Source organism: Microcystis sp. T1-4, from assembly GCF_000297435.1.
Classification (GTDB): domain Bacteria; phylum Cyanobacteriota; class Cyanobacteriia; order Cyanobacteriales; family Microcystaceae; genus Microcystis.
In genome coordinates this window covers 1-22018 of the sequence record NZ_CAIP01000394.1, presented here as the reverse complement: position 1 = coordinate 22018, position 22018 = coordinate 1, and the positions used below count along the sequence as shown (strand labels likewise).

The 22018-nt window shown below is 41.4% G+C and carries 23 protein-coding genes and 4 pseudogenes; 16 read left to right on the top strand and 11 right to left on the bottom strand.

Going from position 1 to position 22018, the window contains the following annotated elements:
• Positions 1–17: 17 nt before the first annotated feature.
• The 3 genes from lspA to bioB are packed head-to-tail and all read right to left on the bottom strand — an operon-like array spanning position 18 to position 2213.
• Positions 18–485, bottom strand: coding sequence for a signal peptidase II (gene lspA / locus MICAI_RS18315; RefSeq protein WP_008205678.1), 468 nt, complete (start codon positions 483–485; stop codon positions 18–20).
• An 11-nt stretch (positions 486–496) separates the two neighbouring features.
• Positions 497–1147: a biotin transporter BioY gene (locus MICAI_RS18310; RefSeq protein ID WP_008205676.1), complete on the bottom strand. Its 651-nt coding sequence runs from the start codon at positions 1145–1147 to the stop codon at positions 497–499.
• Positions 1131–2213 (bottom strand): biotin synthase BioB, encoded by a 1083-nt coding sequence (gene bioB / locus MICAI_RS18305; RefSeq protein WP_008205673.1) that lies wholly within the window; start codon positions 2211–2213, stop codon positions 1131–1133. Before bioB ends, MICAI_RS18310 begins: the two co-directional genes overlap by 17 nt.
• A 133-nt stretch (positions 2214–2346) precedes the next feature.
• On the opposite strand from bioB, the gene rfbC reads away from it, so the two are divergent.
• The 6 genes from rfbC (at position 2347) to uvrC (ending at position 8845) form a co-directional block, all read left to right on the top strand.
• Positions 2347–2892, top strand: a complete 546-nt coding sequence (gene rfbC / locus MICAI_RS18300) for a dTDP-4-dehydrorhamnose 3,5-epimerase (protein WP_008205670.1) — start codon at positions 2347–2349, stop codon at positions 2890–2892.
• A 5-nt stretch (positions 2893–2897) separates the two neighbouring features.
• Positions 2898–3773 (top strand): dTDP-4-dehydrorhamnose reductase, encoded by an 876-nt coding sequence (rfbD, locus tag MICAI_RS18295; RefSeq protein WP_008205668.1) that lies wholly within the window; start codon positions 2898–2900, stop codon positions 3771–3773.
• Between the two features lie 4 nt (positions 3774–3777).
• Complete coding sequence (locus MICAI_RS18290) at positions 3778–4851, top strand: glucose-1-phosphate thymidylyltransferase (RefSeq protein ID WP_008205667.1); 1074 nt, start codon at positions 3778–3780, stop codon at positions 4849–4851.
• A gap of 290 nt (positions 4852–5141) precedes the next feature.
• The gene (leuB, locus tag MICAI_RS18285) at positions 5142–6227 is read left to right on the top strand and encodes a 3-isopropylmalate dehydrogenase (RefSeq protein WP_008205665.1); all 1086 of its coding nucleotides are present in this window, start codon (positions 5142–5144) and stop codon (positions 6225–6227) included.
• A 79-nt stretch (positions 6228–6306) separates the two neighbouring features.
• Positions 6307–6567, top strand: a complete 261-nt coding sequence (locus MICAI_RS18280; protein ID WP_002734814.1) for a hypothetical protein — start codon at positions 6307–6309, stop codon at positions 6565–6567.
• A 400-nt stretch (positions 6568–6967) separates the two neighbouring features.
• Complete coding sequence (gene uvrC / locus MICAI_RS18275; protein WP_008205662.1) at positions 6968–8845, top strand: excinuclease ABC subunit UvrC; 1878 nt, start codon at positions 6968–6970, stop codon at positions 8843–8845.
• A gap of 172 nt (positions 8846–9017) precedes the next feature.
• Here uvrC and MICAI_RS27990 read toward each other — a convergent pair.
• Positions 9018–9143, bottom strand: a pseudogene (locus MICAI_RS27990) (pentapeptide repeat-containing protein); the annotation flags it as partial.
• Between MICAI_RS27990 and MICAI_RS27985 the strand changes: the two are divergent.
• Positions 9120–9170 (top strand): annotated as a pseudogene (locus MICAI_RS27985) (hypothetical protein); the annotation flags it as partial. The pseudogenes MICAI_RS27990 and MICAI_RS27985 sit on opposite strands and share 24 nt — an antisense overlap.
• Here the strand turns inward: MICAI_RS27985 and MICAI_RS27980 are convergent.
• The 3 genes and pseudogenes from MICAI_RS27980 to MICAI_RS18260 form a co-directional block, all read right to left on the bottom strand.
• A pseudogene (locus tag MICAI_RS27980) lies at positions 9159–9527 on the bottom strand (pentapeptide repeat-containing protein); the annotation flags it as partial. The pseudogenes MICAI_RS27985 and MICAI_RS27980 overlap by 12 nt on opposite strands.
• A gap of 2451 nt (positions 9528–11978) precedes the next feature.
• Positions 11979–12263 (bottom strand): hypothetical protein, encoded by a 285-nt coding sequence (locus MICAI_RS18265; protein WP_008205659.1) that lies wholly within the window; start codon positions 12261–12263, stop codon positions 11979–11981.
• Positions 12253–12549, bottom strand: a complete 297-nt coding sequence (locus MICAI_RS18260; RefSeq protein ID WP_002784536.1) for a BrnT family toxin — start codon at positions 12547–12549, stop codon at positions 12253–12255. The genes MICAI_RS18265 and MICAI_RS18260 overlap by 11 nt, the downstream gene beginning before the upstream one ends.
• 505 nt (positions 12550–13054) lie before the next feature.
• Here MICAI_RS18260 and MICAI_RS18250 point away from each other — a divergent pair.
• The 4 genes from MICAI_RS18250 to MICAI_RS18235 all read left to right on the top strand — a co-directional run bounded on the left by MICAI_RS18250 (position 13055) and on the right by MICAI_RS18235 (position 16361).
• Complete coding sequence (locus tag MICAI_RS18250; protein WP_008205654.1) at positions 13055–14647, top strand: hypothetical protein; 1593 nt, start codon at positions 13055–13057, stop codon at positions 14645–14647.
• Between the two features lie 107 nt (positions 14648–14754).
• The gene (locus MICAI_RS18245; protein ID WP_008205651.1) at positions 14755–15393 is read left to right on the top strand and encodes a hypothetical protein; all 639 of its coding nucleotides are present in this window, start codon (positions 14755–14757) and stop codon (positions 15391–15393) included.
• Between the two features lie 153 nt (positions 15394–15546).
• Entirely contained in the window at positions 15547–15840 is a 294-nt protein-coding gene (locus MICAI_RS18240) for a hypothetical protein (protein WP_002733401.1), read from the top strand.
• A gap of 2 nt (positions 15841–15842) precedes the next feature.
• Entirely contained in the window at positions 15843–16361 is a 519-nt protein-coding gene (locus tag MICAI_RS18235; protein WP_008205648.1) for a low molecular weight protein-tyrosine-phosphatase, read from the top strand.
• 14 nt (positions 16362–16375) lie between these two features.
• Here the strand turns inward: MICAI_RS18235 and MICAI_RS18230 are convergent, their stop codons facing one another.
• On the bottom strand, positions 16376–17032 hold the full coding sequence (locus MICAI_RS18230) for a response regulator transcription factor (protein ID WP_002802605.1): 657 nt from the start codon (positions 17030–17032) through the stop codon (positions 16376–16378).
• A 426-nt stretch (positions 17033–17458) separates the two neighbouring features.
• Here MICAI_RS18230 and MICAI_RS18225 point away from each other — a divergent pair, with 426 nt between their 5' ends.
• A complete protein-coding gene (locus tag MICAI_RS18225) occupies positions 17459–18574 on the top strand; it encodes a branched-chain amino acid ABC transporter permease (protein WP_008205644.1) in 1116 nt (371 codons plus the stop codon).
• 104 nt (positions 18575–18678) lie between these two features.
• Positions 18679–19431 (top strand): ABC transporter ATP-binding protein, encoded by a 753-nt coding sequence (locus MICAI_RS18220; RefSeq protein ID WP_008205642.1) that lies wholly within the window; start codon positions 18679–18681, stop codon positions 19429–19431.
• On the opposite strand, the gene hisH is transcribed toward MICAI_RS18220, so the two are convergent.
• Positions 19420–20058 carry an imidazole glycerol phosphate synthase subunit HisH gene (hisH, locus tag MICAI_RS18215; RefSeq protein WP_008205640.1) on the bottom strand — a complete coding sequence of 213 codons (639 nt, stop codon included), beginning with the start codon at positions 20056–20058 and terminating at the stop codon, positions 19420–19422. The genes MICAI_RS18220 and hisH overlap by 12 nt on opposite strands.
• Positions 20059–20377: 319 nt before the next feature.
• The gene (locus MICAI_RS18210; protein ID WP_008205638.1) at positions 20378–20587 is read right to left on the bottom strand and encodes a type II toxin-antitoxin system HicB family antitoxin; all 210 of its coding nucleotides are present in this window, start codon (positions 20585–20587) and stop codon (positions 20378–20380) included.
• Between the two features lie 314 nt (positions 20588–20901).
• On the opposite strand from MICAI_RS18210, the gene MICAI_RS18205 reads away from it, so the two are divergent.
• The 3 genes from MICAI_RS18205 to MICAI_RS18195 all read left to right on the top strand — a co-directional run bounded on the left by MICAI_RS18205 (position 20902) and on the right by MICAI_RS18195 (position 21816).
• Positions 20902–21165: a ribbon-helix-helix domain-containing protein gene (locus MICAI_RS18205; protein ID WP_008205635.1), complete on the top strand. Its 264-nt coding sequence runs from the start codon at positions 20902–20904 to the stop codon at positions 21163–21165.
• Between the two features lie 136 nt (positions 21166–21301).
• Positions 21302–21526 (top strand): hypothetical protein, encoded by a 225-nt coding sequence (locus tag MICAI_RS18200; protein ID WP_008205633.1) that lies wholly within the window; start codon positions 21302–21304, stop codon positions 21524–21526.
• Positions 21523–21816 carry a type II toxin-antitoxin system RelE/ParE family toxin gene (locus MICAI_RS18195; RefSeq protein WP_008205630.1) on the top strand — a complete coding sequence of 98 codons (294 nt, stop codon included), beginning with the start codon at positions 21523–21525 and terminating at the stop codon, positions 21814–21816. The genes MICAI_RS18200 and MICAI_RS18195 overlap by 4 nt, the downstream gene beginning before the upstream one ends.
• Here the strand turns inward: MICAI_RS18195 and MICAI_RS22625 are convergent.
• Positions 21813–22018 (bottom strand): annotated as a pseudogene (locus MICAI_RS22625) (IS1 family transposase); the annotation flags it as partial. The gene MICAI_RS18195 and the pseudogene MICAI_RS22625 sit on opposite strands and share 4 nt — an antisense overlap.

The following is a 22018-nucleotide window of genomic DNA, read 5'->3' as shown; positions in this document are numbered from 1 at the left end:
CCCCGAATGTTTTGCCCCTACGGGACCCTTGACTTGTGGGGAAAAGTCGAAATTAATAGGCAAATAATACCGATATTAATAAAGACATCAGCCAGATTAAAAACAGGAAAATTAATCAATCGAAAATCGAGAAAATCCACCACATAACCAAACAAAAAGCGATCGATACCATTGCCGAAAGCCCCTGCTAAAATAAAACCGTAGGCCAATTGTTCCCAACGGGTTAAATGGGGTCCAAAGTAAGCAAAAGCCATTAATGCCAAACTAACTAATAAGGATAGCCATTTTAGCCAACCAACACCGCCCCGAAAAGCACTAAAAGCCGCCCCGGTATTAATCACATAGGTGAAATGAAAAACCCCCGGAATAATCGGGAAAGTATCACCAATTTGCTCAAAACTCTGCACGGTTATATACTTAGTTACTTGGTCTAAAATTAGGCCAATAACCGCCACTATCCAAAACCAGCGATTCTTTTTTAACATTGGCTGTGGCATCAATAAAATAATAATTTACGGAAGAAAAAGGCAATAATTACCACCACACAAATTACTACTAACTGCCCTAAAAATGGCCAGACTGAATAATTCATAAATAGGGTGGGCAAACTATCGGGAAAGGTGATTTGACTAGCTTGGGGCTGAAAAATCGACAATCCCAGCATATATAATAAACCGCACAGATGAATCACTAACAAACCGGCAAAGGCACTTAAAGCCAGGGTTTCTATCTTGGCGCGCCAGCGAAAAGCCAACCAACCACACAGCCATGCCCCCGGCATAAAGCCTAAAATATAGCCAAAACTGGGTTCTTTCAGATAACCTATTCCCCCACCCTGAGCAAACACAGGCAACCAAGTTAAACCGAGAAAAATATAGGCCACCTGGGCAAGAAGCCCGGCATTTTTGCCCCCCAGACAGCCCGTTAACAATACTGCGCCAATTTGGTAAGTTATGCCTAGTTTTTGCGAAGATAGACCCGCAGCCGACCAACTAGCTAGGCTTACTGGAACAAATGTACTAAAAATTGTCAGCAACAAACCAATCAAGGCCCAGATTAACTCATTGGGAACCGATGCGGAAGTGCGCCGCGGCGGAGATTCTCCTCCTCGACGTGATTTAGGTTGCCTGTTAGGGTTGGTATTCACCGGGGATGGGGGCTTCTCCTCCTATTAAACTAAGATCAGCCAACATCGCCTGATCCTGTTGGGGGGGTTGTCCTAGAGTGGTCAAATAATGCCCAATCAGCATAGCATTAATTCCCGATTTTAACCCCAGATTTTGCAATTCTCCCATCACCGCCTCTCGTCCCCCGGCATAACGAAGGATTTGTTGGGGTAAAATAAACCGGAAAATAGCGATCGCTTTTAGGGCAGTAAAAGGATCCAGTTTGGGTAAATGACCTAGAGGGGTGCCACTTCTGGGGTTTAATAGGTTAATCGGCACTGATTCCACCTCTAATTCCGCTAGGGAAAAAGCTAAATCAATGCGATCGGTCCAACTTTCCCCCATACCGATAATTCCGCCCGTACAAGCTTGAATTCCCGCAGCTTTCAGGTTTTTTACCGTTTCTACCCGATCCTGCCAACTGTGGGTGGAGACCACGTTAGGATAAAAATTCTCGGAAGCTTCCAGATTGTGATTATAACGGGTAACTCCGGCTTCTTTTAAGGCTTGCGCTTGGGGGAGGGTTAACTCTCCTAGGGCGCAACAGGGTTTAATCTTGGCGGTTTCGATGATTTCTTGAACTGTGGCCAGTATTTCCTCGAATTCCTGCGATTTGGGGCTATTGTACTTTAATCCCCGACCTTGACTAACTAAACAGAAGCGTTTGGCCCCCGCGTCAGCTGCCGCTTTCGCATGGCTGACGATTTCCTCGCGACTTTTTAAACCGTAGATAGGCGAATCTTGTCCGGGATGGTGGGCGGATTGGGAACAAAAACTGCAATTTTCCGAACAACTTCCCGATTTTATGTTGATTATGCTACATAAATCCACCGTATTGCCACAACAGGCCTGACGAATGCGATCGGCAGCTTCACATAAGCTGAAGATATTTTCCTGACCTTCGATCGCAGTTAAAGCTAGGGCCTCTTGCTTACTGAGTCGATCGCCGGCGATAATCTGATTAGCCCTAGTCTGTAACCAGTTTTTTAAGGCTTCTCCCTCCATGGGGATAGATTGAGTAGCGGTGTGTGTAGAGACTTGTACCACGTCGTTTATGCTCTAACTAAGTTAGGCTCATCTTATCATTATTCAGTTACCGGGGAAAGATTAATAAAAAAATTTAGAAAAAAATTCCCTTTTGTGCTAGACTACCCGCAAAAGTTATCTTGTCTCCGATTTTATGAAAGTTATTCCGACGGAAATTCCTGATGTTTTAATCATTGAACCGCAAGTTTACGGAGACGATCGAGGTTTTTTCTTGGAGAGTTTTAATCAGAAAGATTTTCGAGAAAAAACTGGGGTTAATACCACTTTTGTCCAGGATAATCACTCTATGTCCCTAAAAAATGTCCTGCGAGGATTGCATTATCAAATCCCCAATCCCCAGGGTAAACTGGTGCGAGTAGTGAGCGGTAGTGTTTTTGATGTGGCAGTGGATGCGCGTCAAAGTTCCCCCACTTTTGGGCAATGGGTAGGCTGTATTTTAAGTGCGGAAAATAAACGTATTTTCTGGGTTCCCGAAGGTTTTGCCCATGGTTTTCTAGTCCTCTCCGAACGAGCCGAATTTCTCTACAAAACCACTAATTATTATTATCCCCAATACGAAAAAACTATTTTATGGAATGATGCCGATTTAGGGATTGATTGGCCCCTAGATACCCCGCCGATTCTCTCCCCTAAAGACCAAGCTGGACAACCCTTTAAATCCGTGGAAGTTTTCCCCTAAAGACGATGAAAAAAGTTTTATTAATTGGTGCTAAAGGTCAAGTGGGACAAGAGTTACAAGTAACTTTACCGCAGTTAGGTGAAGTTATTAGTATCGGTCGAGAAGAACTAGATTTAACTAACTCGGAAAAAATCAGCCAGTTAATTAGGGAAATTCACCCCGATTATCTGGTTAATGCCGCCGCTTATACGGCAGTGGATAAAGCCGAAACCGAACCAGATTTAGCCTATTCTATCAATGCTATAGCTCCAAAAATCATGGCGGAATCTGCCGAGAAAATTAAAGCTAAATTTCTCCATATTTCTACCGATTATGTCTTTGATGGTCGGAAAAATACCCCCTATCTAGAAACCGATTTGACTAATCCTTTAGGGGTTTATGGACAATCAAAGTTAAGGGGAGAAGAGGAAATTAAAACTGTTAATTCTCAGGCAATTATTCTCCGGACTGCTTGGGTTTACGGCAGTTATGGCAAAAGTAATTTTGTCAAAACTATGCTGAGATTAGGCAAGGAAAGAGAGGAGTTAAAAGTAGTTGTTGATCAGGTGGGAAGTCCCACTTGGGCAAAAGATATCGCCGCGGCCATTACTCACCTTTTAATTAATGCCGATAATCCCACAGGAATCTATAATTTTACTAATAGCGGTGTCGCCAGTTGGTTTGATTTAACTAAAGCGATTTTTGAGGAGGCAAAAATAAGCGGTATTCCCTTAAAAATTCAGAGAGTAATTCCCATTACTACTGCTGAATATCCTACCCCAGCAGTGCGTCCGGCCTATTCGGTTCTTTCCAGTCAAAAAATCTCGCAACAATTGGATTATATTCCTCCCTATTGGCGAGATTCCCTCAAAGCTATGCTCACCCAAATATTTAATCTTTAAAACTATGAAAGCACTAATTTTATCCGGTGGTAAAGGTACGAGGTTACGTCCCCTAACCTATACTGGGGCAAAACAGTTAGTTCCCGTGGCCAATAAACCGATTTTATGGTATGGAATCGAGTCAATTGTGGCCGCAGGAATTACCGATATTGGCATTATTATCAGTCCCGAAACCGGGGAAGAAATTCGTCAGACCACGGGCAGTGGTGAACAGTTTGGGGCTAAGATAACTTATATTCGCCAAGACCAACCGGCAGGATTAGCTCACGCGGTCAAAACTGCCCAATCTTTCCTAGGAGATTCCCCCTTTATTATGTACTTGGGTGATAACCTAATTGAGGATGATTTATCGCCCTTTTTAGACTCTTTCCAAAAACAGTCCCTTGATGCTTTAATTCTCTTGCGAAAAGTGTCTAATCCTAGTGCTTTTGGGGTGGCAAAAGTAGATGAAACCGGCAAAGTTTTATACTTAGTCGAAAAACCCAAAGAACCCCCCTCAAATTTAGCTTTGGTGGGGATTTATTTTTTTGCCCCCACCATTCACCAAGCGATCGCATCTATTCAACCATCGGCCAGGGGTGAGTTAGAAATTACCGATGCTATCCAAGAATTAATCAATCAAAATAAAGCAGTAGAAGCCAATAAACTACTGGGTTGGTGGTTAGATACGGGTAAAAAAGATGATTTATTAGAAGCAAATCGGATTATCCTAGATACCTCTCTAGAAATTGCTTTACTAGGAGAAGTTGATCCTAATAGTCAGGTGATCGGACGCGTACAAATTGGTCAGGGTAGTAAAATTATTAATAGTACCATTCGCGGCCCTGTCATTATTGGAGAAAATTGTCAGATTGAGAATTGTTTTATCGGTCCCTATAGCAGTGTGGCTAATGGAGTAAAATTAATCGATGCCGACATAGAACACAGTGTAATTCTCAAAGATGCCACGATTATTGGCATTCATCAGCGCATAGTTGATAGTGTTATCGGACGACGGGCAAAACTAGAAATTGCTCCCCAACGTCCCAAGGCTTTACGCTTTATGATTGGGGATGATTCCCATGTGGAATTAGTGTAGTTATTGGGGATTAACTGCTTGTTTAATTAGGGTCTGCTGAAAAAGTTTTTCCTGGAGGCCGGGTGTGGGGTGTGGGGTGTAGGGTGTAGGGTTTTACCGATTTTCAGGGGTTCAATGACCTAATTTTCAGGGAAAAAGTATCTGAATTTTCCTCCCAATCACTGCAATCGCTGGCACTTTTTGATGGGAAAAAAGTCTAAAAGCCTTATCCAACAAGGTTTTTAGATTTATTCAGCCAACCCTAACTATGTTATAATCAAGAGTCTGACCTATTTTACCGTTCTAGAACTATGACGCAACAGTATCGCATTACCCTACTACCCGGCGATGGCATCGGGCCGGAAATCCTCGCTGTCACCGTAGAGATACTGAAAGTCATCGCTAAAAAATTTGACCTCCAGTTGGACTTCCAAACCGCTTTAATTGGAGGGGCAGCCATTGATGAAACCGGCAGTCCCCTCCCCGAAGCAACCCTGAGCGCCTGTAAAAATAGTGATGCTGTTCTCCTGGCCGCTATCGGGGGTTATAAATGGGATAATTTACCCCGGCAGCAAAGGCCAGAAACGGGATTATTAGGCTTAAGATCTGGTTTAGGTCTTTTTGCTAATTTGCGTCCTGCCACCATTTTTCCGCAATTAATCGACGCTTCTAGTCTCAAACGGGAGATTATCGAGGGAGTGGATATCATGGTCGTCCGGGAATTGACCGGGGGTGTCTATTTCGGTCAACCGAAGGGGATTTTTGAGACAGAAACGGGAGAAAAATGCGGTGTAAATACCATGGTTTACCTGGAATCGGAGGTGGACCGCATCGCTAAGGTAGCCTTTGAAATTGCCCAAAAACGCGGCAAGAAACTCTGTTCCGTCGATAAAGCTAATGTTCTTGATGTTTCCCAACTCTGGCGCGACCGGGTGACGAAAATCGCCGCTAATTATCCCGATGTGGAACTGTCTCATCTCTACGTCGATAACGCAGCCATGCAGTTAGTCCGGGCCCCCAAACAATTTGATACTATCGTCACGGGCAATTTATTCGGTGATATTCTCTCCGATGAAGCGGCCATGTTAACCGGTAGTATCGGAATGTTACCCTCCGCTAGTTTAGGGACTGCTGGGGTGGGAGTTTTTGAACCCGTCCACGGTTCGGCCCCGGATATCGCCGGCCAAGATAAGGCCAATCCGATCGCCCAGATTCTCAGTGCTGCTATGATGTTAAGATATGGCCTAAATCAGCCTTTAGCGGCAGTATCGCTGGAAAAAGCCGTAGAAAAAGTCTTAGATCTCGGTTATCGTACTGGAGATATTTTCTCGGAGGGTATGACCTTAGTGGGATGCCAAGCTATGGGCCAGGCCATCCTGAAAGTTTTAGAATCATAACAAAAGTGACAAATTCGGAAATCGTCATATACCATTGATTTAATGAATACGTCAATTTAATCGTGGGGAGACGAGTGAGATGGTGGCCCTATCCGAGAAAACAGAACAACAGCGTGTCGATATGGAAATCCCAATTTTGTTAGATCCTACTGTCTTACGGGCAGCCAGACGCATTTATCGCATCTACTGTACCCTCAATAGCAGAGTTAGTAAACGTCCTTTCGGTGTCGCTATTAACCGCGACAATCATCGCGGCCAATTGATTTTTAACAATAAACCGATTCTTCTCCCGGGAGAGTGTTTCGTCCCGATTAAGCAAATCGAATCAGAAGCCTATTAATTTTTGTGAAGATTTGCCCTAAATATCTTGCCAAACGTCAGCTAATACCCACTGGCGTAATTTTTTTGTCTAACATAGGGTTTGCTGAATAAATCTAAAAACATTGTTCGATAAGACTTTTAGACCTTTTTGCAATCCAAAAGTACCGGCCATTGGAGTAATGGGGGGGAAAATTCCTGGACTTTTTCCCTGAAAATCGGTAAAACCCTACACCCCACACCCTACACCCCACACCCCACACCCAAGACAAACTTTTTGCCGCAAACCCTAATATAAGTAGGTAGGCACAATTACTTGTAGGATGGGTTAGCGGTAGCGTAACCCATGCGGGCGTTGGGTTTCATGCTTCAACCCAACCTACGTTCATTTTATATTTAATTCCACCCACCTACTTAAAAAGATGTTCGGGAATAATCTTAACTCTACCCTAATCCAAGACCTCGATCGCCTAGAAAATCGTCTTCGGGAAATTCCCCTCGAACCGGGGGTGTACTTCCTGCGCGACCAAAATGGCGAAATTCTCTACATCGGTAAATCCAAAAAACTCCGGTCTAGAGTCCGTTCCTATTTTCGTCCCAGTCAACCCCTCAGTCCCCGCATTGCTTTGATGGTGCGACAGGTGACAGAAATTGAATTTATCGTCACCGACACGGAAGCAGAATCTTTGGCCCTGGAAGCTAATCTAATTAAACAACATCAGCCCCATTTTAATACTCTCCTCAAGGACGATAAAAAATATCCATACATTTGTATTACTTGGTCGGAAACCTACCCGCGCATTTTTATCACCCGCAAACGTAGCATAAATAACCAAAAAGACCGTTATTATGGTCCCTACGTCGATACTAGGCTGCTGCGCTACACTTTACACCTAATTAAACGCACTTTTCCCCTGCGTCAACGTCCCCAACCTCTGTTTAAAGACCGTCCCTGTTTAAATTATGATATCGGTCGTTGTCCGGGGGTTTGTCAAAAATTAATCAGTCCCCAAGATTATCGAGAAACCTTGCAGAAAGTGGCGATGATTTTTCAGGGAAGGACGGGGGAATTATTAGAGAAATTAGCGGCAAAGATGCTCGCAGCGTCGGAAAACCTAGATTTTGAACAAGCGGCCACGATTAGGGATCAAATTCGCGGATTACAGGCCCTTAATACCGATCAAAAAGTCTCTTTACCTGATGATACCGTATCCCGGGACGCGATCGCTTTAGCTAAAGACGAGCAGCATTGTTGCATACAATTATTCCAAGTGCGTTCTGGTCGTTTGGTGGGACGTTTGGGATTTTTTGCCGATAGTCAGTCAGCAAACGAGGGAGAAATCCTGCAAAAAGTCCTGGAAGAACATTATTTATCGGTGGAAGGGGTGGAAATTCCCAGCGAAATCCTGTTACCCTGCGAATTACCGGAAGGTGAGGTGTTAGCGGGGTGGTTAAGGGAAAAAAAAGGTCGCAAAGTCGAGTTAACTGTCCCCCAACGGCAAAGTAAAGCGGATTTATTAGCCATGGTCGAGAAAAACGCTCTTTATGAGTTAGAAAAGACGAAAAGAAGCGCCGACCGAGATTTACAGTCTTTGCAGGATTTAGCGATAATTCTCGATTTACCGGCACTACCCCACCGCATCGAGGGTTATGATATTTCTCATATTCAGGGTTCTAATGCAGTCGCGTCGGGAGTGGTGTTTATCGATGGGGTGGCCGCTAATCAACATTATCGTCATTATAAAATCAAAAATCCCGAGGTTAAAATCGGCCATTCCGATGATTTTGCCAGTTTAGCAGAAGTAATTCGGCGGCGTTTCCGTCGTTATGCCGAAAATCCCGATAATATTGCCGAAAGTGATGATTTTCCCGATTTGGTCATGATTGATGGGGGAAAAGGACAATTATCGGCCGTGGTGACAGTTTTAGGGGAGATGAATTTATTAGAACAGGTAAAAGTTGTTAGTTTAGCTAAACAGAGAGAGGAGATTTTTTTACCAGGAGAATCCTCTCCTTTAGAGACGGATAAGGAACAACCCGGAGTGCAATTATTGCGTCGAGTCAGGGATGAAGCGCACCGCTTTGCTGTTAGCTTTCACCGACAACAAAGGATGCAAAAAAGTCGCCGTTCCCGTTTGGATGAAATACCGGGTTTAGGTTTTAAGCGACAAAAAGATTTATTAGCTCATTTTCATTCTCTGGATTATATTCGCGAAGCTTCCCTAGAACAATTGCAACAGGTGACAGGAATTGGGGAACAATTAGCTAAGGAAATTTATAATTATTTTCATCCTAGGTAGGGATAAGCTGTTGAAGAATATCTAAGGCGGCTCTCTTGGGTTTGGTGGGTAAAATGTATTCTAAGATACATTCTTCCTAGCGAGGGGGTGGAACGAACCACAAAGACACAAAGGACACAAAGACTGATCGATCATATAGTAAGTTAAACTTATCACACAGAACCTAGAAGAGTCACTCGGTTTTAACTTCCGTATCGAGAATCGTCCTTTTGACGTTAGCATCTTTAAAATTAGCCCCGTCAAGATATGCACTTTCAATATTTGCCCCTTTAAGATGTGCCCCTTCAAGATTTGCCCCGTAAAAACTTGCCCATTTAAGATTTGCCCCGTCAAGATTTGCCCTTTCAAGATTTGCCCTGTAAAGATCTGCCCTGTAAAGATCTGCCCCTCTAAGATTTGCCCATTTAAGATTTGCCCCTTCAAGAATTGCCCCGTCAAGATTTGCCCCTGCAAGATTAGCCCCTTCAAGATTTGCTCCTTCAAGAATTGCCTCTTCAAGATTTGCCCCTGCAAGATTAGCCCCTTTAAGATTTGCCCCTACAATATCTGCCCCGACCAGATTTGCCCCGACCAGAATTGCATCTGCAAGATTTGCCTCGACCAGATTTGCCCTGTAAAAATCTCGATGTATCAACAGACAGTTTTGTAAATCAAGAAAACTGAGGCAATCTAACACAAACATAGGCTTATAATCTATTCTTTGTCCCTGAAGACGGGCTAACCAATTGCCGAAAGCTTCAGGAGAAGGCCATTGAATGGAAGAAATTTCTTTGGTGACTCGCCCACAGGCATTAAATACCGCTAATAAAGCTTCCTCGGCATTGCGTGCCTGTCGCATTTCCTCCTGAAAATTGGGGCGGTTTTTTAAACCCTCCATCGGCATTCCTTTGACCAAAAGATATTTAATTAAATCACCCAGAGTTTTCTGCCACTGTTTCACTTCATCTGGGGACTGTAATTGTATTTGATTGACAATAAAACTAAAAAGATATTCATCTATTGCCGTCGATCCGCATAAAGTCGCCCAGGCGATTAAAGCTTGTCTGGGATCGTAGTCATTGTCATAATCATTTTCACTGTCTTGTAATTTCTTATGAATTTGCTTAACTCGGTCAACAATTCTGCGGGCAGTTAAATATTCACCAAAACTTTTATGGGTAAATTCAAAGGTTTTTTCGCTGCCTCGTAAATCGCCACTTTCTCGAAAATAAAAGGCTGTTAAAAGACGGGTGATACTCCCTTGGGAATCACTTTGAAAACTATCTTGGAAATTTTTTAGGAGATTTTTTAAGCCATTATTTTCACAATGTTCTTTAATCTCTATAACGGTGGTGGTTCTACCATTACCATGCCAACAGGAAAGGGCAATTTCCATTAAAATTAGCACAAAATCTTTTTCTGTAATCCCTTCTATAGCCCGGTGGCCTGGACTATTTTTTTCATAACCTCGCTCATAGACTGCCTTGAGCAAATTGTCATAAATATTATTGAGGTTAGTTTCTTGGGAAAATTGAACCTCGCCTCGTTCAAAAGTGAGAGCAATAAGATAATTTAATAGCGGTTGAGCGGTAATTTCTTGTAAATTTTTCCCCGATAATTCCGGCGGTAATTGTGCATAGTTTTTACCTTTAGCTTGCCCATACTGTTGCCACCATTGATGACGTTGATCGACTTTTAATAAGTTATCGTCATCGCTAAAATTATCGCTTTTATCAACCCAATAGGGTAGGATGGTGATAATTTGCTGAGGTTTTTTAAAATTATTTTTATTGGATTGTACCACCACATCACGCCCACTAATCAACACTTGTAAACGGGTTTTATTGTTATTAAAACTTTTGACCTGTTCTCGTACTTCATTAATAAAATTTTGGGCGACTTCTTGGGCGATTTTTCCCTGCATAGATAGCTCATCTAAGCCATCAAAGATAATTAGTAATTGTAAATCTTGATCCCTCGGTTCCAGAGGATTTTCTGGTAAAAAACCGTCATGTTGAACAAAAGTTTTAACTGCTGTTACTAAATCTGTGGAGAAACTCAAGCGATGCAAGGGAATATATAAAACTTGTTTTTCTAACCCAGCTTGTTGGGCAGCAAATACCTTACAAAAGGACGATTTTCCACTACCCGGCCCACCGGTCAATAAACGGATAGCATCATCGGATTTTGCCGCTTCTAACCATGTTTCTAACTGCTCTTGGAGTTTGATGACAATGCGTTTAAATGATGGCTCTCGATGGTAATCTGTGTCTGTGGTGGCTTTGATTTCTTCTTTTTCATAAAATCCCCGTAGAGGTACATAAATTTGCTTTAAACTAAAGGTTTCCCAAAAAATAGGTTCATCGATCTGTTTTTGCAACCAAGCTCGATAATGTAACCAGCCTCTTTCTCGTTTCCAAGCATTGTTAAAAGGAGTGTCGATTTCATCTAAAAGCAGACTGTATTCATCTCGTTTATCTTTCCATTGTTCCTGCAATGCTGAGACAAAATAAGCTGGTAAACGGTTACTTAGGCTCTGTGCTTCCTGGGAATTACTGATTAACTTATTTGTTGTTAACCACTGTAAAAAAGCTGCTTGGACTGGTGCGACTATGGGTAATCTTTCGGGATGCTCAAAAAAATCTCGATCGAGAATTAATTCCTGCTCTTGTAAAGAGTCGGTAATCTGACGGTAAAGTTCTTTTAAAGACAGCTTTTCAACTTCTTGGGGCAGTAAATCAGCATTACTTTTAAGTAATCCTTTCATCGCTTCCATTAGCGATTGACTTATTAATAAACCCGCTAATTCCCCCGGAGTCCGACTTAAACCAAGATCATCTAAAACTTCTACTCCATTTTCGGCCAGATCATCCCACTGCAAAAATGCCCCGTTAAGAGCGGCTTTTCCCAGGGTACTAAAGAGACTTCTCAGATTGACTTTAACTTGTCGTTTCCAGATATTTTGGGGTTTGGAAACAGAAATTCCAGCAGCTGATTCGGACATAGAACAAAGCGATCAATAAAGCTTATGTAGTCTATTATATAAGTAATAACAACCGTTGAGGTGGTTGGGTTTCGCTTTTTCAATCGAATTGAGCCATTTTCGACCCCGTATTGTTTCGCTCAACTCAACCTAGGAGGCCGAAAACCTAGACTAACGCGGAGTAATTTCACTCAACGCTTCTTGCAGCAGTTCATCACTTACACCATGACGCTTCAAACTAGCAACGAGAGCAGAAATTGTATCTCCCTCTAGACGCTCCAAATCCGCACGCAGCCCTTGTCCAATGTAAGCACGGATCAAAGGTTGATAACCTGAGAAACCAAGCAACGGTGCAACCCGCTTTAAATCTTCAATCACATCTTCAGGAATACGAATCGTGATTGTAGTCATAGGGCGATTTCTCTCCAGTCGTTTTTTTAATGCCTCAACTTTCATAATACTCACGTTCCTTGCGTGTGGCTTTGCGAGCCGAAATGATCCGAATGATGTCGTTTTCACGCTCAATATAGACGACGTACAGGAGATTCCACCGTCTATCTAACCCAATGATCGCATCTCGTGCCTCATCATTGCGACTTGCATCAACAACAACCAGCAGTGGATCGAAGAAGACTTCTGCTGCTTGCTGAAACGTAATACCGTCATGGTTGATCGGGTTAATCCTAGATTTCTCGTCATTCCAAACAAAAGTAATGCCACTGAGGACAAAATAGACATCCATACTTGTAGTATAGGCAGGATGTATTTACATTGTCAATACTTTATTAACACACCCTACGAGAGCAGCAATTAAGTAGGTAGGCACAATTATTTGTAGGATGGGTTAGCGGTAGCGTAACCCATGCGGGCGTTGGGTTTCATGCTTCAACCCAACCTACGTTCATTTTATATTTAATTCCACCCACCTACTTATTATAGGTTGGGTTGACGCAAGGAAAAACACCCTACGAGGCTCTAGGCTTATTGACAGATAAAAATCAATTCAGGGTGATTTTATGCTAATCTGCAACTTACCGACTTATAATAAAAATGTTCTTGCCAAAGAAGTTGTAGCTAACTACTTAACTGAATCTGCTAGGATGCTATTACAGAATAGAAGACTACATCTATTAATTGCTGAGGCAGAACTAAGTTTAACCGCTCCTTTTTTAACTACTTATATCGCTTTCAGGTAAAAAAATTAGGCGTTTTCGGTTTACCATAGTCAAAGTGTGCTTTCTAGGCTAATGACTTTGACTAAAAACCCCGTGAGCAGAAACCGTCGTTTTTCCCCGCGCAATCTCTTTGAGACTTGCATGGCCCTATTGGTGTTATGTAATTATATTCTGGTTATTTTCGATTTAACTTATATTCCCCTGCGAGATTTTTGGTTACAGGGACGCTTGCAAATAACTTTATTAAGATTTAATGAACCAATAAAACTCGGTCCGATTTCCTTTCAAGAATTACAAATACCTCCCGATAAACCCCTAGAAATTCCCTTTGTTAAAGGAATTGCTAAGTATGATGTGGTGAAAGGGATTAAACCCTATCGCAGTACCAGTGAATATTTAGATACGGTTAATAAACTTAATCAAATAATTAATCAAAAACTCTTTAACCCAGAGTTTAATCTGGGAGAATATCGCCAAGAGATTGAGAAAATTTTAGAAAATTTGCGCCAGAATAGTGTCAATATGGTCGATAATAATCCCTTTGCCTCGGCGGAGAAAACTGGGACTTTAGAAAAGATTAAAAATAAAATGCGCTTGCGGGTTTTTAAAACAGAAAATATTTCCGCAAAAGCAGCCTTTCAGAAGTTTTGGACTTGGGATTATCTCAGTCAAAATGGCTGGGAAAAAGAGTTAAAGTTTTTTAATCAAGAAATTCAACCTTTAATAGAAACTAATTATTTTCGTCCCCTGGGAGAAGATGGGAGACCGATAGATAACTTTGAGGCGATCGATTTTTTCTTTGGAACCATCTTTTTCTGGGAATTTATGCTGAGAACTTGGTGGATTGCTCGCACTCATAAAGGTCTGCGTTGGCGGGAGGCTATGTTATGGCGATGGTACGATATTTTTCTGTTTATTCCTATCTGGAGATGGCTGCGATTTATTCCTACCGTTATTCGCCTAGATCAAGTTAAAATCATTAACTTAAGGTTGATTAAAGAACAGGCAGTTAAAGGCTTAGTAGCGCTAATTTCTAAAGATATTACTGAGATAATTGTCCTGAGAATCATTAATAAAATTCAGGAATATATTCGACAGGGACAAGTGGAAAAAATTCTCGATCGATCCCTCAATGGCGGATATAATAATCTCAATGATACTAATGAAGTTATCGAAATTTTTCAGTTAGTAGTTAATAGCACCGTTAACAAGGTTTTACCGCAAGTTAAACCAGAAGCAGAAGCTTTAATTAAATACAATATCGAGAAAATTCTCAGTCAAACTCCTGCTTATCAAAGCTTATTGCGATTACCCGGCATGAAAGGATTAAAAACTGACTTGAGCAATCGTATATCTAGTCAACTGTATCAATCCTTTGTTAACATAGCGGAAAAGATTACCCAAGAAGACGAAGTTTTTGAACGTTTATTACAGCAATTAGTCCAGCGTTTCGGGCAATCTCTCGCTGGGGAATTACAATCCCGTCACAGTTTAGAAAGAATCGAGATGTTGTTAATTATCTTCCTAGAAGAAGTGAAATTAAACTATGTACAAGAATTTTCGGATGAAGAATTAGAAACTATCCTCGAACAAACTCGCTTACTCCACTCTCAAAGTGCAGAAACTAACCCAGCAGAAACCATGAATTCCCGTCGTCTTCCCTAAAAATTAGCGATCATTGATTAGGTAATATTGCTTGATCTTTTGATCACTTTTCTAGTAAAATATCTGCTAGACACCCCATTACTCAATTAACCTAATTATCTACTCCCATGTTAACAAAAATTATTCTCGGTTTGCTTTGGTTAGGCTTCGGATTATACGCTTTTTTACTAGCACCCCCCGATCAACCAGATACAGTGAATTTAATTATCAATCTTTCCACTGGGAAATGGCAAGATATCAACCCGTTAATTATCGCTCTTTTTAACCTGATGGGAGTTTGGCCACTTATCTACACTAGCCTTTTAATTATCGATGGTCGTGACCAAAAAATCATCGCTTGGCCCTTTACTTTTGCCTCCTTTGCCGTGGGTGCTTTCGCTATTTTACCCTATCTAACTCTCCGTCAATCCAACAGCAATTTTACTGGTAAAAAAAATCTGGTCATTAAACTTTTAGACTCACCTTGGTTGGGAGTAATTGCCCTAATTACTGCGGCAATTTTAATCGCCTACGGATTAATCAACGGCAATTGGTCTGATTTTTGGCATCAGTGGCAAACTAGCCGTTTTATTCATGTTATGAGTTTAGATTTCTGTCTTTTAACCCTATTATGTCCAATTTTGCTGCAAGATGATCTAACCCGACGGGGATTAAAAAATCCTTTCCTGTTGCCGGTAATTTCCCTTTTGCCTCTAATCGGTCCGGCAATTTATTTAATTATTCGTCCTCGCTTAGGGGAGAATTAAGGGTAAATGACCTTGGGGAAACTCGGCCTAGTTATCAGTTGTTTTTTCACTATTTCTTGACAAGAGAAGTTCATATTTAACAGAAATTATGCTGAGGTTCCCCTAAAATACGAGGAAAGAGATTAATGTCCAGATTAGAAGGAGTGTTTAACCTTGTTAGAGAGTCAAAAACCACCTCGAATTTACTGCTTTCAAGCTGATTATCTTGCCTCCCAACAATTTAACCCCCAAGAGATTCCCGCTTGGTTATCCTTAGAGGTAAACTGGCAGGGTTATAGAATTCATACCCTACCCTGGGTAGCAGACGTAGCTAGGGTATTAGGATTATTAGCGATCGAAGATACTCCCCAAGGGTGGCAAGATTATTTAGAAAGCTTGGGATTAGCCAAAATTAGGTTAATGGACAGCGAGGAGTTTTTTGAGGATAAATCTTTATCGGGATGTTAAAAATGCCCTATAATTGGCAATTTAGTGATGATTCTACCAGTGAATTTATGTCCTATAAACTACTCTTCGTCTGTTTAGGCAATATCTGTCGTTCTCCCGCTGCCGAGAATATCATGACTTATCTGATTGAACAAGAAGGATTAGGTAATAAAATCCTCTGTGATTCTGCGGGGACTGCCGGTTATCATATCGGTTCTCCTCCCGATTCTCGCATGAATACGGCGGCCAAAAAACGCGGTATTCCTCTACAAGGGACAGCCAGACAATTTACCCGCGAGGATTTCGAGAATTTTGATCTAATCCTAGCCATGGATAAAGCCAATTATCAAGATATTTTATCCCTAGATCGGACAGGAAAATATCAAGAAAAGGTCAAGTTAATGTGTGACTATGCTCGTTATCACCCAGAAAAAGAAGTTCCCGATCCCTACTACGGTGGTCGTGAAGGTTTTGACCGCGTAATCGAGCTACTTTTAGACTCCTGTGGCAGTCTTTTGGAGGAAGTAAAAAACAAAATTTAAGTTTTTTCTTTCAGCTAATCGATTAATCTATGTTCGAGGGAAAAACGAACCAATTCAGCCCGATTGTTAGTATTGGTTTTTCTGAGTAAACTGCTAACATATTTCTCGATCGTGCGAGAACTAAGATGCAGTTTTTGCCCAATTTCACTGTTAGAAAGTCCCCGGGCTAAATGTTCTAACACTTCCCGCTCGCGATTAGTTAACTTAAAATCGTCCTGTAAAGAAGAAGTTAAAACATCCCTAGTTTTGGGGCTTTCTTCTGGTTTTAATTTCTGATATTGACGTTCACTTTGCACCATTTGCGCTCGCTCTAAAAGATTGCGAATAACCGCTTTTAATTCCTCCATCTCAAAAGGTTTAGGAAGATAGATATCACAACCCACTTGATAACCGCGAATTCTTTCCTCTGTTGACCCTCTTTCAGTTAAAAAAATTACTGGTAATAACCTAAATTCTGGCTGTTGCCGCACCTTAGTCACCAAAGAATAACCGTCCAAACGGGGCATTTTGATATCCGATACCAAAAGATGGGGATGATAGGTATCCAATAAATTCAAAGCTTCCAAACCATTGCTCGCCGCCACCACACTATAACCTGCTAATTCTAAATAGTCTTTGACTGCTAGGCGGATACCGGGATCATCATCGGCAATTAGAATCAAAAGAGGCATAGAAATCAACAGGACAAGGTTTTTTCGTTATTAATAGCCTAGCACCCTCCGCTCGCCACAATCGTCTATCAAGCTACAGAGGCCGTTTTAACTGATATTATACTAGCAGTTAGCAATCAGCCTTTTCAGTAATCAGTAATCAGTAATCAGTAATCAGTAATCAGATGTGAGTTTTCAGCTTTTTTCTCCTCCTCTCCCCACTCCCCCACTCCCCACTCCCCCATCTCCCCACTCCCCCATCTCCCCACTTCCCCAACCCCTTGTTTACTTTTTACTTTGAAGATCATTTTTTAGTTATAGCGTTTCTCATAAGTATGAAGTATAACTGGATTGGGCATCGTCTCATGATTCCTGACTCCTGACTTCTGGCTCCTGACTCCCGAAACCGAAAACTTCGTACCTCACTATTAAGATAATTGCCATAACATGACAGATTATTTAGTTTCCCTGACAATTTGGGCGGGTATTTACGCGATTTTTGCCCTCGGTTTAAATCTACAATGGGGATTTACTGGCTTAATTAACTTTGGTCACGTTGCTTTTGCCACTTTAGGGGCTTATGCCACGGTTTTATTGACTTTACAGGGTGTACCGATGATTTTTGCCGCCATTGTCGGGGCGTTCCTAGGGGCATTGTTGGGATTGGCCATCGGTTTTTCCACCCTGAGATTAAGAGCCGATTATCTAGCGATTGTCACCATCGGGGTGTCTGAGTTAATTCGTTTACTGGTGCTTAACGAGGATTGGTTAACGAAAGGCAGTTTCGGACTACAACGTTATCCCCTACCTTTGGATATAAATCCCAGTTTTCCCGTCAAATTATTAATTATTGCCCTGTTTACCCTGCTTGCTATCTTTGCTCTCTGGCAATTGGGGCGCAATCTGCAACGACAATGGCGCGAAGCGTCGCAAATTAGCGGTAAAAGCTATCAACCGACGCCAAAGAGTGCTTTAATCTTTTGGGGGTCTTTAGGGGCGATAATCCTGCTTTTTCTGTATATAAACGGTGTAATTGCCTTGAATGACTATAATTACAAAGCCGGGCTGATGGTGGTAGTTTTAATACTCCTCGCTCTCGTTTATACTGGTTTAGAATTACTTTTGCGCTCGCCTTGGGGACGCATCCTCAAAGCGATTCGGGAAGATGAAGAAATTCCCCGGGCTTTGGGAAAAAATGTCTTTTGGTATAAGTTACAATCTTTGATGTTAGGCGGTGCGATCGCTGGTTTAGCCGGGGCTTTTTTAGCATGGCAATTAACCACTATTTACCCGACTAATTTTGAGCCGTTATTGACTTTTAACGCTTGGATTATTATCATTCTCGGTGGCTCTGGTAGCAATGCCGGCACCTTACTAGGAGCAGTAATTTTCTGGGCTTACGATTCCCTGACTCGCTTTATTCTGCCCCAATTAGATATTTTTAATGATAGCCAATTAGGGGCTTTACGGATTATGATTATCGGTCTGCTGCTCATGGTTTTAATGATCTGGCGCCCCCAGGGTATCCTCGGCAAAAAAGAGGAGTTAACTTTGGGAAAATAATTTCAGTTATCAGTTATCAGTTATCAGTTCATCGATTACTCTTCACTGAAAACACTTCCCACTTCATAATTCATAATTCATAATTCATAATTCATAATTTATATATGTTACTTTCTGCCAAAGGATTATCGAAAAGTTTTGGAGGCATTCGCGCCGTCAATAATGCTTATTTGGACGTGCCGCAGGGCAGTATCACCGGGTTAATCGGGCCAAATGGAGCCGGCAAAACCACACTTTTTAACCTTTTATCTAATTTTATTCGCCCGGATAAAGGGGAAGTTTTTCTTGATGGTCAGCCCATTCATCAGCTGCCTCCCTATCAAATTGCCCTGAAAGGATGTGTAAGAACTTTTCAAGTCGCCAGGGTATTATCCCGATTAACGGTGTTAGAAAATATGCTCTTAGCTAGTCCGGGGCAAACGGGAGAAAATTTTCTCAAAGTCTGGTTTCAGGGGGCAAAAATTCGCCAACAGGAACAGGACAATCGTGACAAAGCTTTGCAGATATTAGATTCGATCGGTCTGGGGGAGAAAGCGCACGATTATGCGGGAGCTTTATCGGGAGGACAGCGGAAATTATTAGAGATTGGCCGAGCGCTAATGACCGAGCCAAAATTAATTTTATTAGATGAACCAGCCGCCGGAGTTAATCCCACTTTAATCGGTCAAATCAGCGACCATATTATCGAATGGAATCGTCAGGGAATTACCTTTTTAATTATCGAGCATAATATGGATGTGATTATGTCTCTTTGTCACCACGTTTGGGTATTAGCAGAAGGGACAAATTTAGCCGATGGCATTCCCAGCGAAATCCAAAAAAACGAGCGGGTTTTAAAGGCTTATTTAGGAGACTAAAGCTAATTTTTGCACCTGTTCAACAAAGTTAGCCAGAATTTTTAAGCCATTAGTCGAGGATTTTTCCGGGTGAAACTGCACCGCTACCAAACGATCACGAGCGATCGCTGCTGTCACCGTTTGACTGCCGTGGGTGACGGTGGCGGCAGTTAGATGACGATCAAGGGGATCGACATAATAGGAATGGACAAAATAGACGTGAGGATGGGGGGGTAATCCCTGCCAAAGAGCATCATCCGGCTGGGTGAAGTCTAATTGATTCCAACCCATGTGGGGAATGGTAATGCCAGGTTCCGAGCGAAAACGGCGCACTGTCCCCGGAATAATCCCTAAACCCGCCTCTTGTCCTTCCTCCGATGAGTCAAAGAGAATTTGTAAACCGAGACAGATACCGAGAAAGGGTTTACCATTAGCGATCGCAGCTTTGATCGGTTTTTCGAGATGACGGGCCCGAATTTGCCGGACAGCAGGATCAAAAGAACCGACTCCGGGTAAGACAATAGCGTCAGCTTTTTCCAGATCTAGGGGAGAATCGGTAATTTTCGGCACTGCACCCACGGTTTCCAGTCCTTTACAGGCAGAGTGCAGATTTCCCATGTCGTAATCGATGACAGCGATTAAGGTCATTGCTATATACTGATCAGGCGATAACCTTATTTTAGAACAATCACGCCGTCATACCATTTTTCTTTATTCGTGTCCCTCAACCCCAACCTTGTCCCTTTCTGGGAGAGGGATTGGGGGTCAGGCCAATTAACTATCTCTGCCATTACTTTAGAAAAATTGTATAATTTGCCATCGAGGACCGACTCCCCAAAACGAAAACTTCGTACCTCACTATTAAGATAACTGCTCTAAGTAGTAGTGCAAAATTAATTTCCTAAGAACAATTAACCCTTTTTGGCTAATTTATCAATGCAATAATCATCAATTCCCTTACAAGAGTTTATTTGGGTAAAATTTCTCTGTTTTTATTTACTTCAGTCTCAGGTAAAGATTCCCCTAATTTCTGATAAAGTTCTATCAGAGATTCTAGGACTTCTTCAGCATTTTTCACTGATTCAGCATAAGTATTACCATGAGTTATCCATTTTTGTCCTGGAAAGTCTGGTAAGCCAACTAGATAACAATTGTCTTCCTCAGACCACTGAATCACTATTCTATATTTAAGTTTTTGGCTCTTCTAGATTCTGTGTGATAAGTTTAACTTACAATATGATCGATCGATCTTTGTGTCCTTTGTATCTCTGTGGTTCGTTCCACTCACTGCCCCAAGACTGTATCTTAGAATACATTTTACCCACCAAACCGGGGAGAGCCATTTTTTTTTGCATCAGTCAAGATTTGATCGATCAGGTAATTTGCTGGGGGGTGTGACAAGTCTTGTATAATCTGTTAAAATTATAAGATGCTAAAAAGTCTGCGCTATAATACTCGATTAGGATGATATAAAGGTAATTAGGAGAAGCGATGAACACTATCCAACTGACACCGGAAATAGAAGATTTGATTGCTCAACAAATCAAAACAGGAAAATATCAAGATGATTTAGCCGTTATTGAAGAGGGATTGCGTTTATTGGCAGAAAGAGACAGAATTTACCGAGGAAGATTTGAAGAATTGAAACGGGAAGTCATGATTGGGGGGCAAGAGTTGAAACGTGGGGAAAGTTTTGATGGTAGAGAAGTCATCAACAGATTTAAAGCAAACAATCTTCAGAATTGTGAATATTAAATTATGATCGTTATTTTAATATCCGCAAGAGCTAAATAAGATTTAGAAAGCATCAATGATCGGATTGCTTATTCTAATATTCAAGATGCCAATCAGTTAAACTTATTACTTAAATTAAATCAAGAGAGGATCAATTATGATAACATTAGAACAAGCTCTTATAACAGTTAATCAACTACCTATTGAACAGAGAGAAATGTTAATAGAAATTATCAAAAATCAAATGATAGAATCCTATCGAGAAGAAATAGCCCGAAATGCTAAAGAAGCAAAGGAAGCTTTTCAAAGAGGAGAATTAAAACCTCAACCCTTAGAAGATATTATTAATGAATTAAAAACTATATTAACAGAAGATGAATGAGAGAGATTATTGCAACACAGAAGTTTAAACGATCATTTCGTAAATTTGTCAAGCGTAATGCTCAACTTGAACAAAAAATTATTGAAACATTAAAGTTAATGCAAGAAGATATTTCTACCCCCCAGTTAGCTACTCATTCATTACAGGGAAAATTGCTAGGATTAAAAGCTTGTTCTTGTGGTTATGATTGTAGAATTGTATTTTCTTTGGAAACAACAGAAACTAATGATAAGGAGCAAAAAGAGGTAATTATTCTAATTGATATTGGTACTCATGATCAGGTTTATTAATTGGTGGTGATTCGGTAGTAGTGATGGCGGCTTAATCCTTTGCTTTGCTGTGCATTGTAGTCATGGATAAAATACCAAAGGGTTCCCCAACGTGATTCTCCATTTTTTTAGAGAAAGATAGACTCTCTCTCACCAGCCGAGAAATCCTTTGTCGAAAGGTATTATTTAATCTTTCAATATGATTAGTTTGACCAGTTTCTTG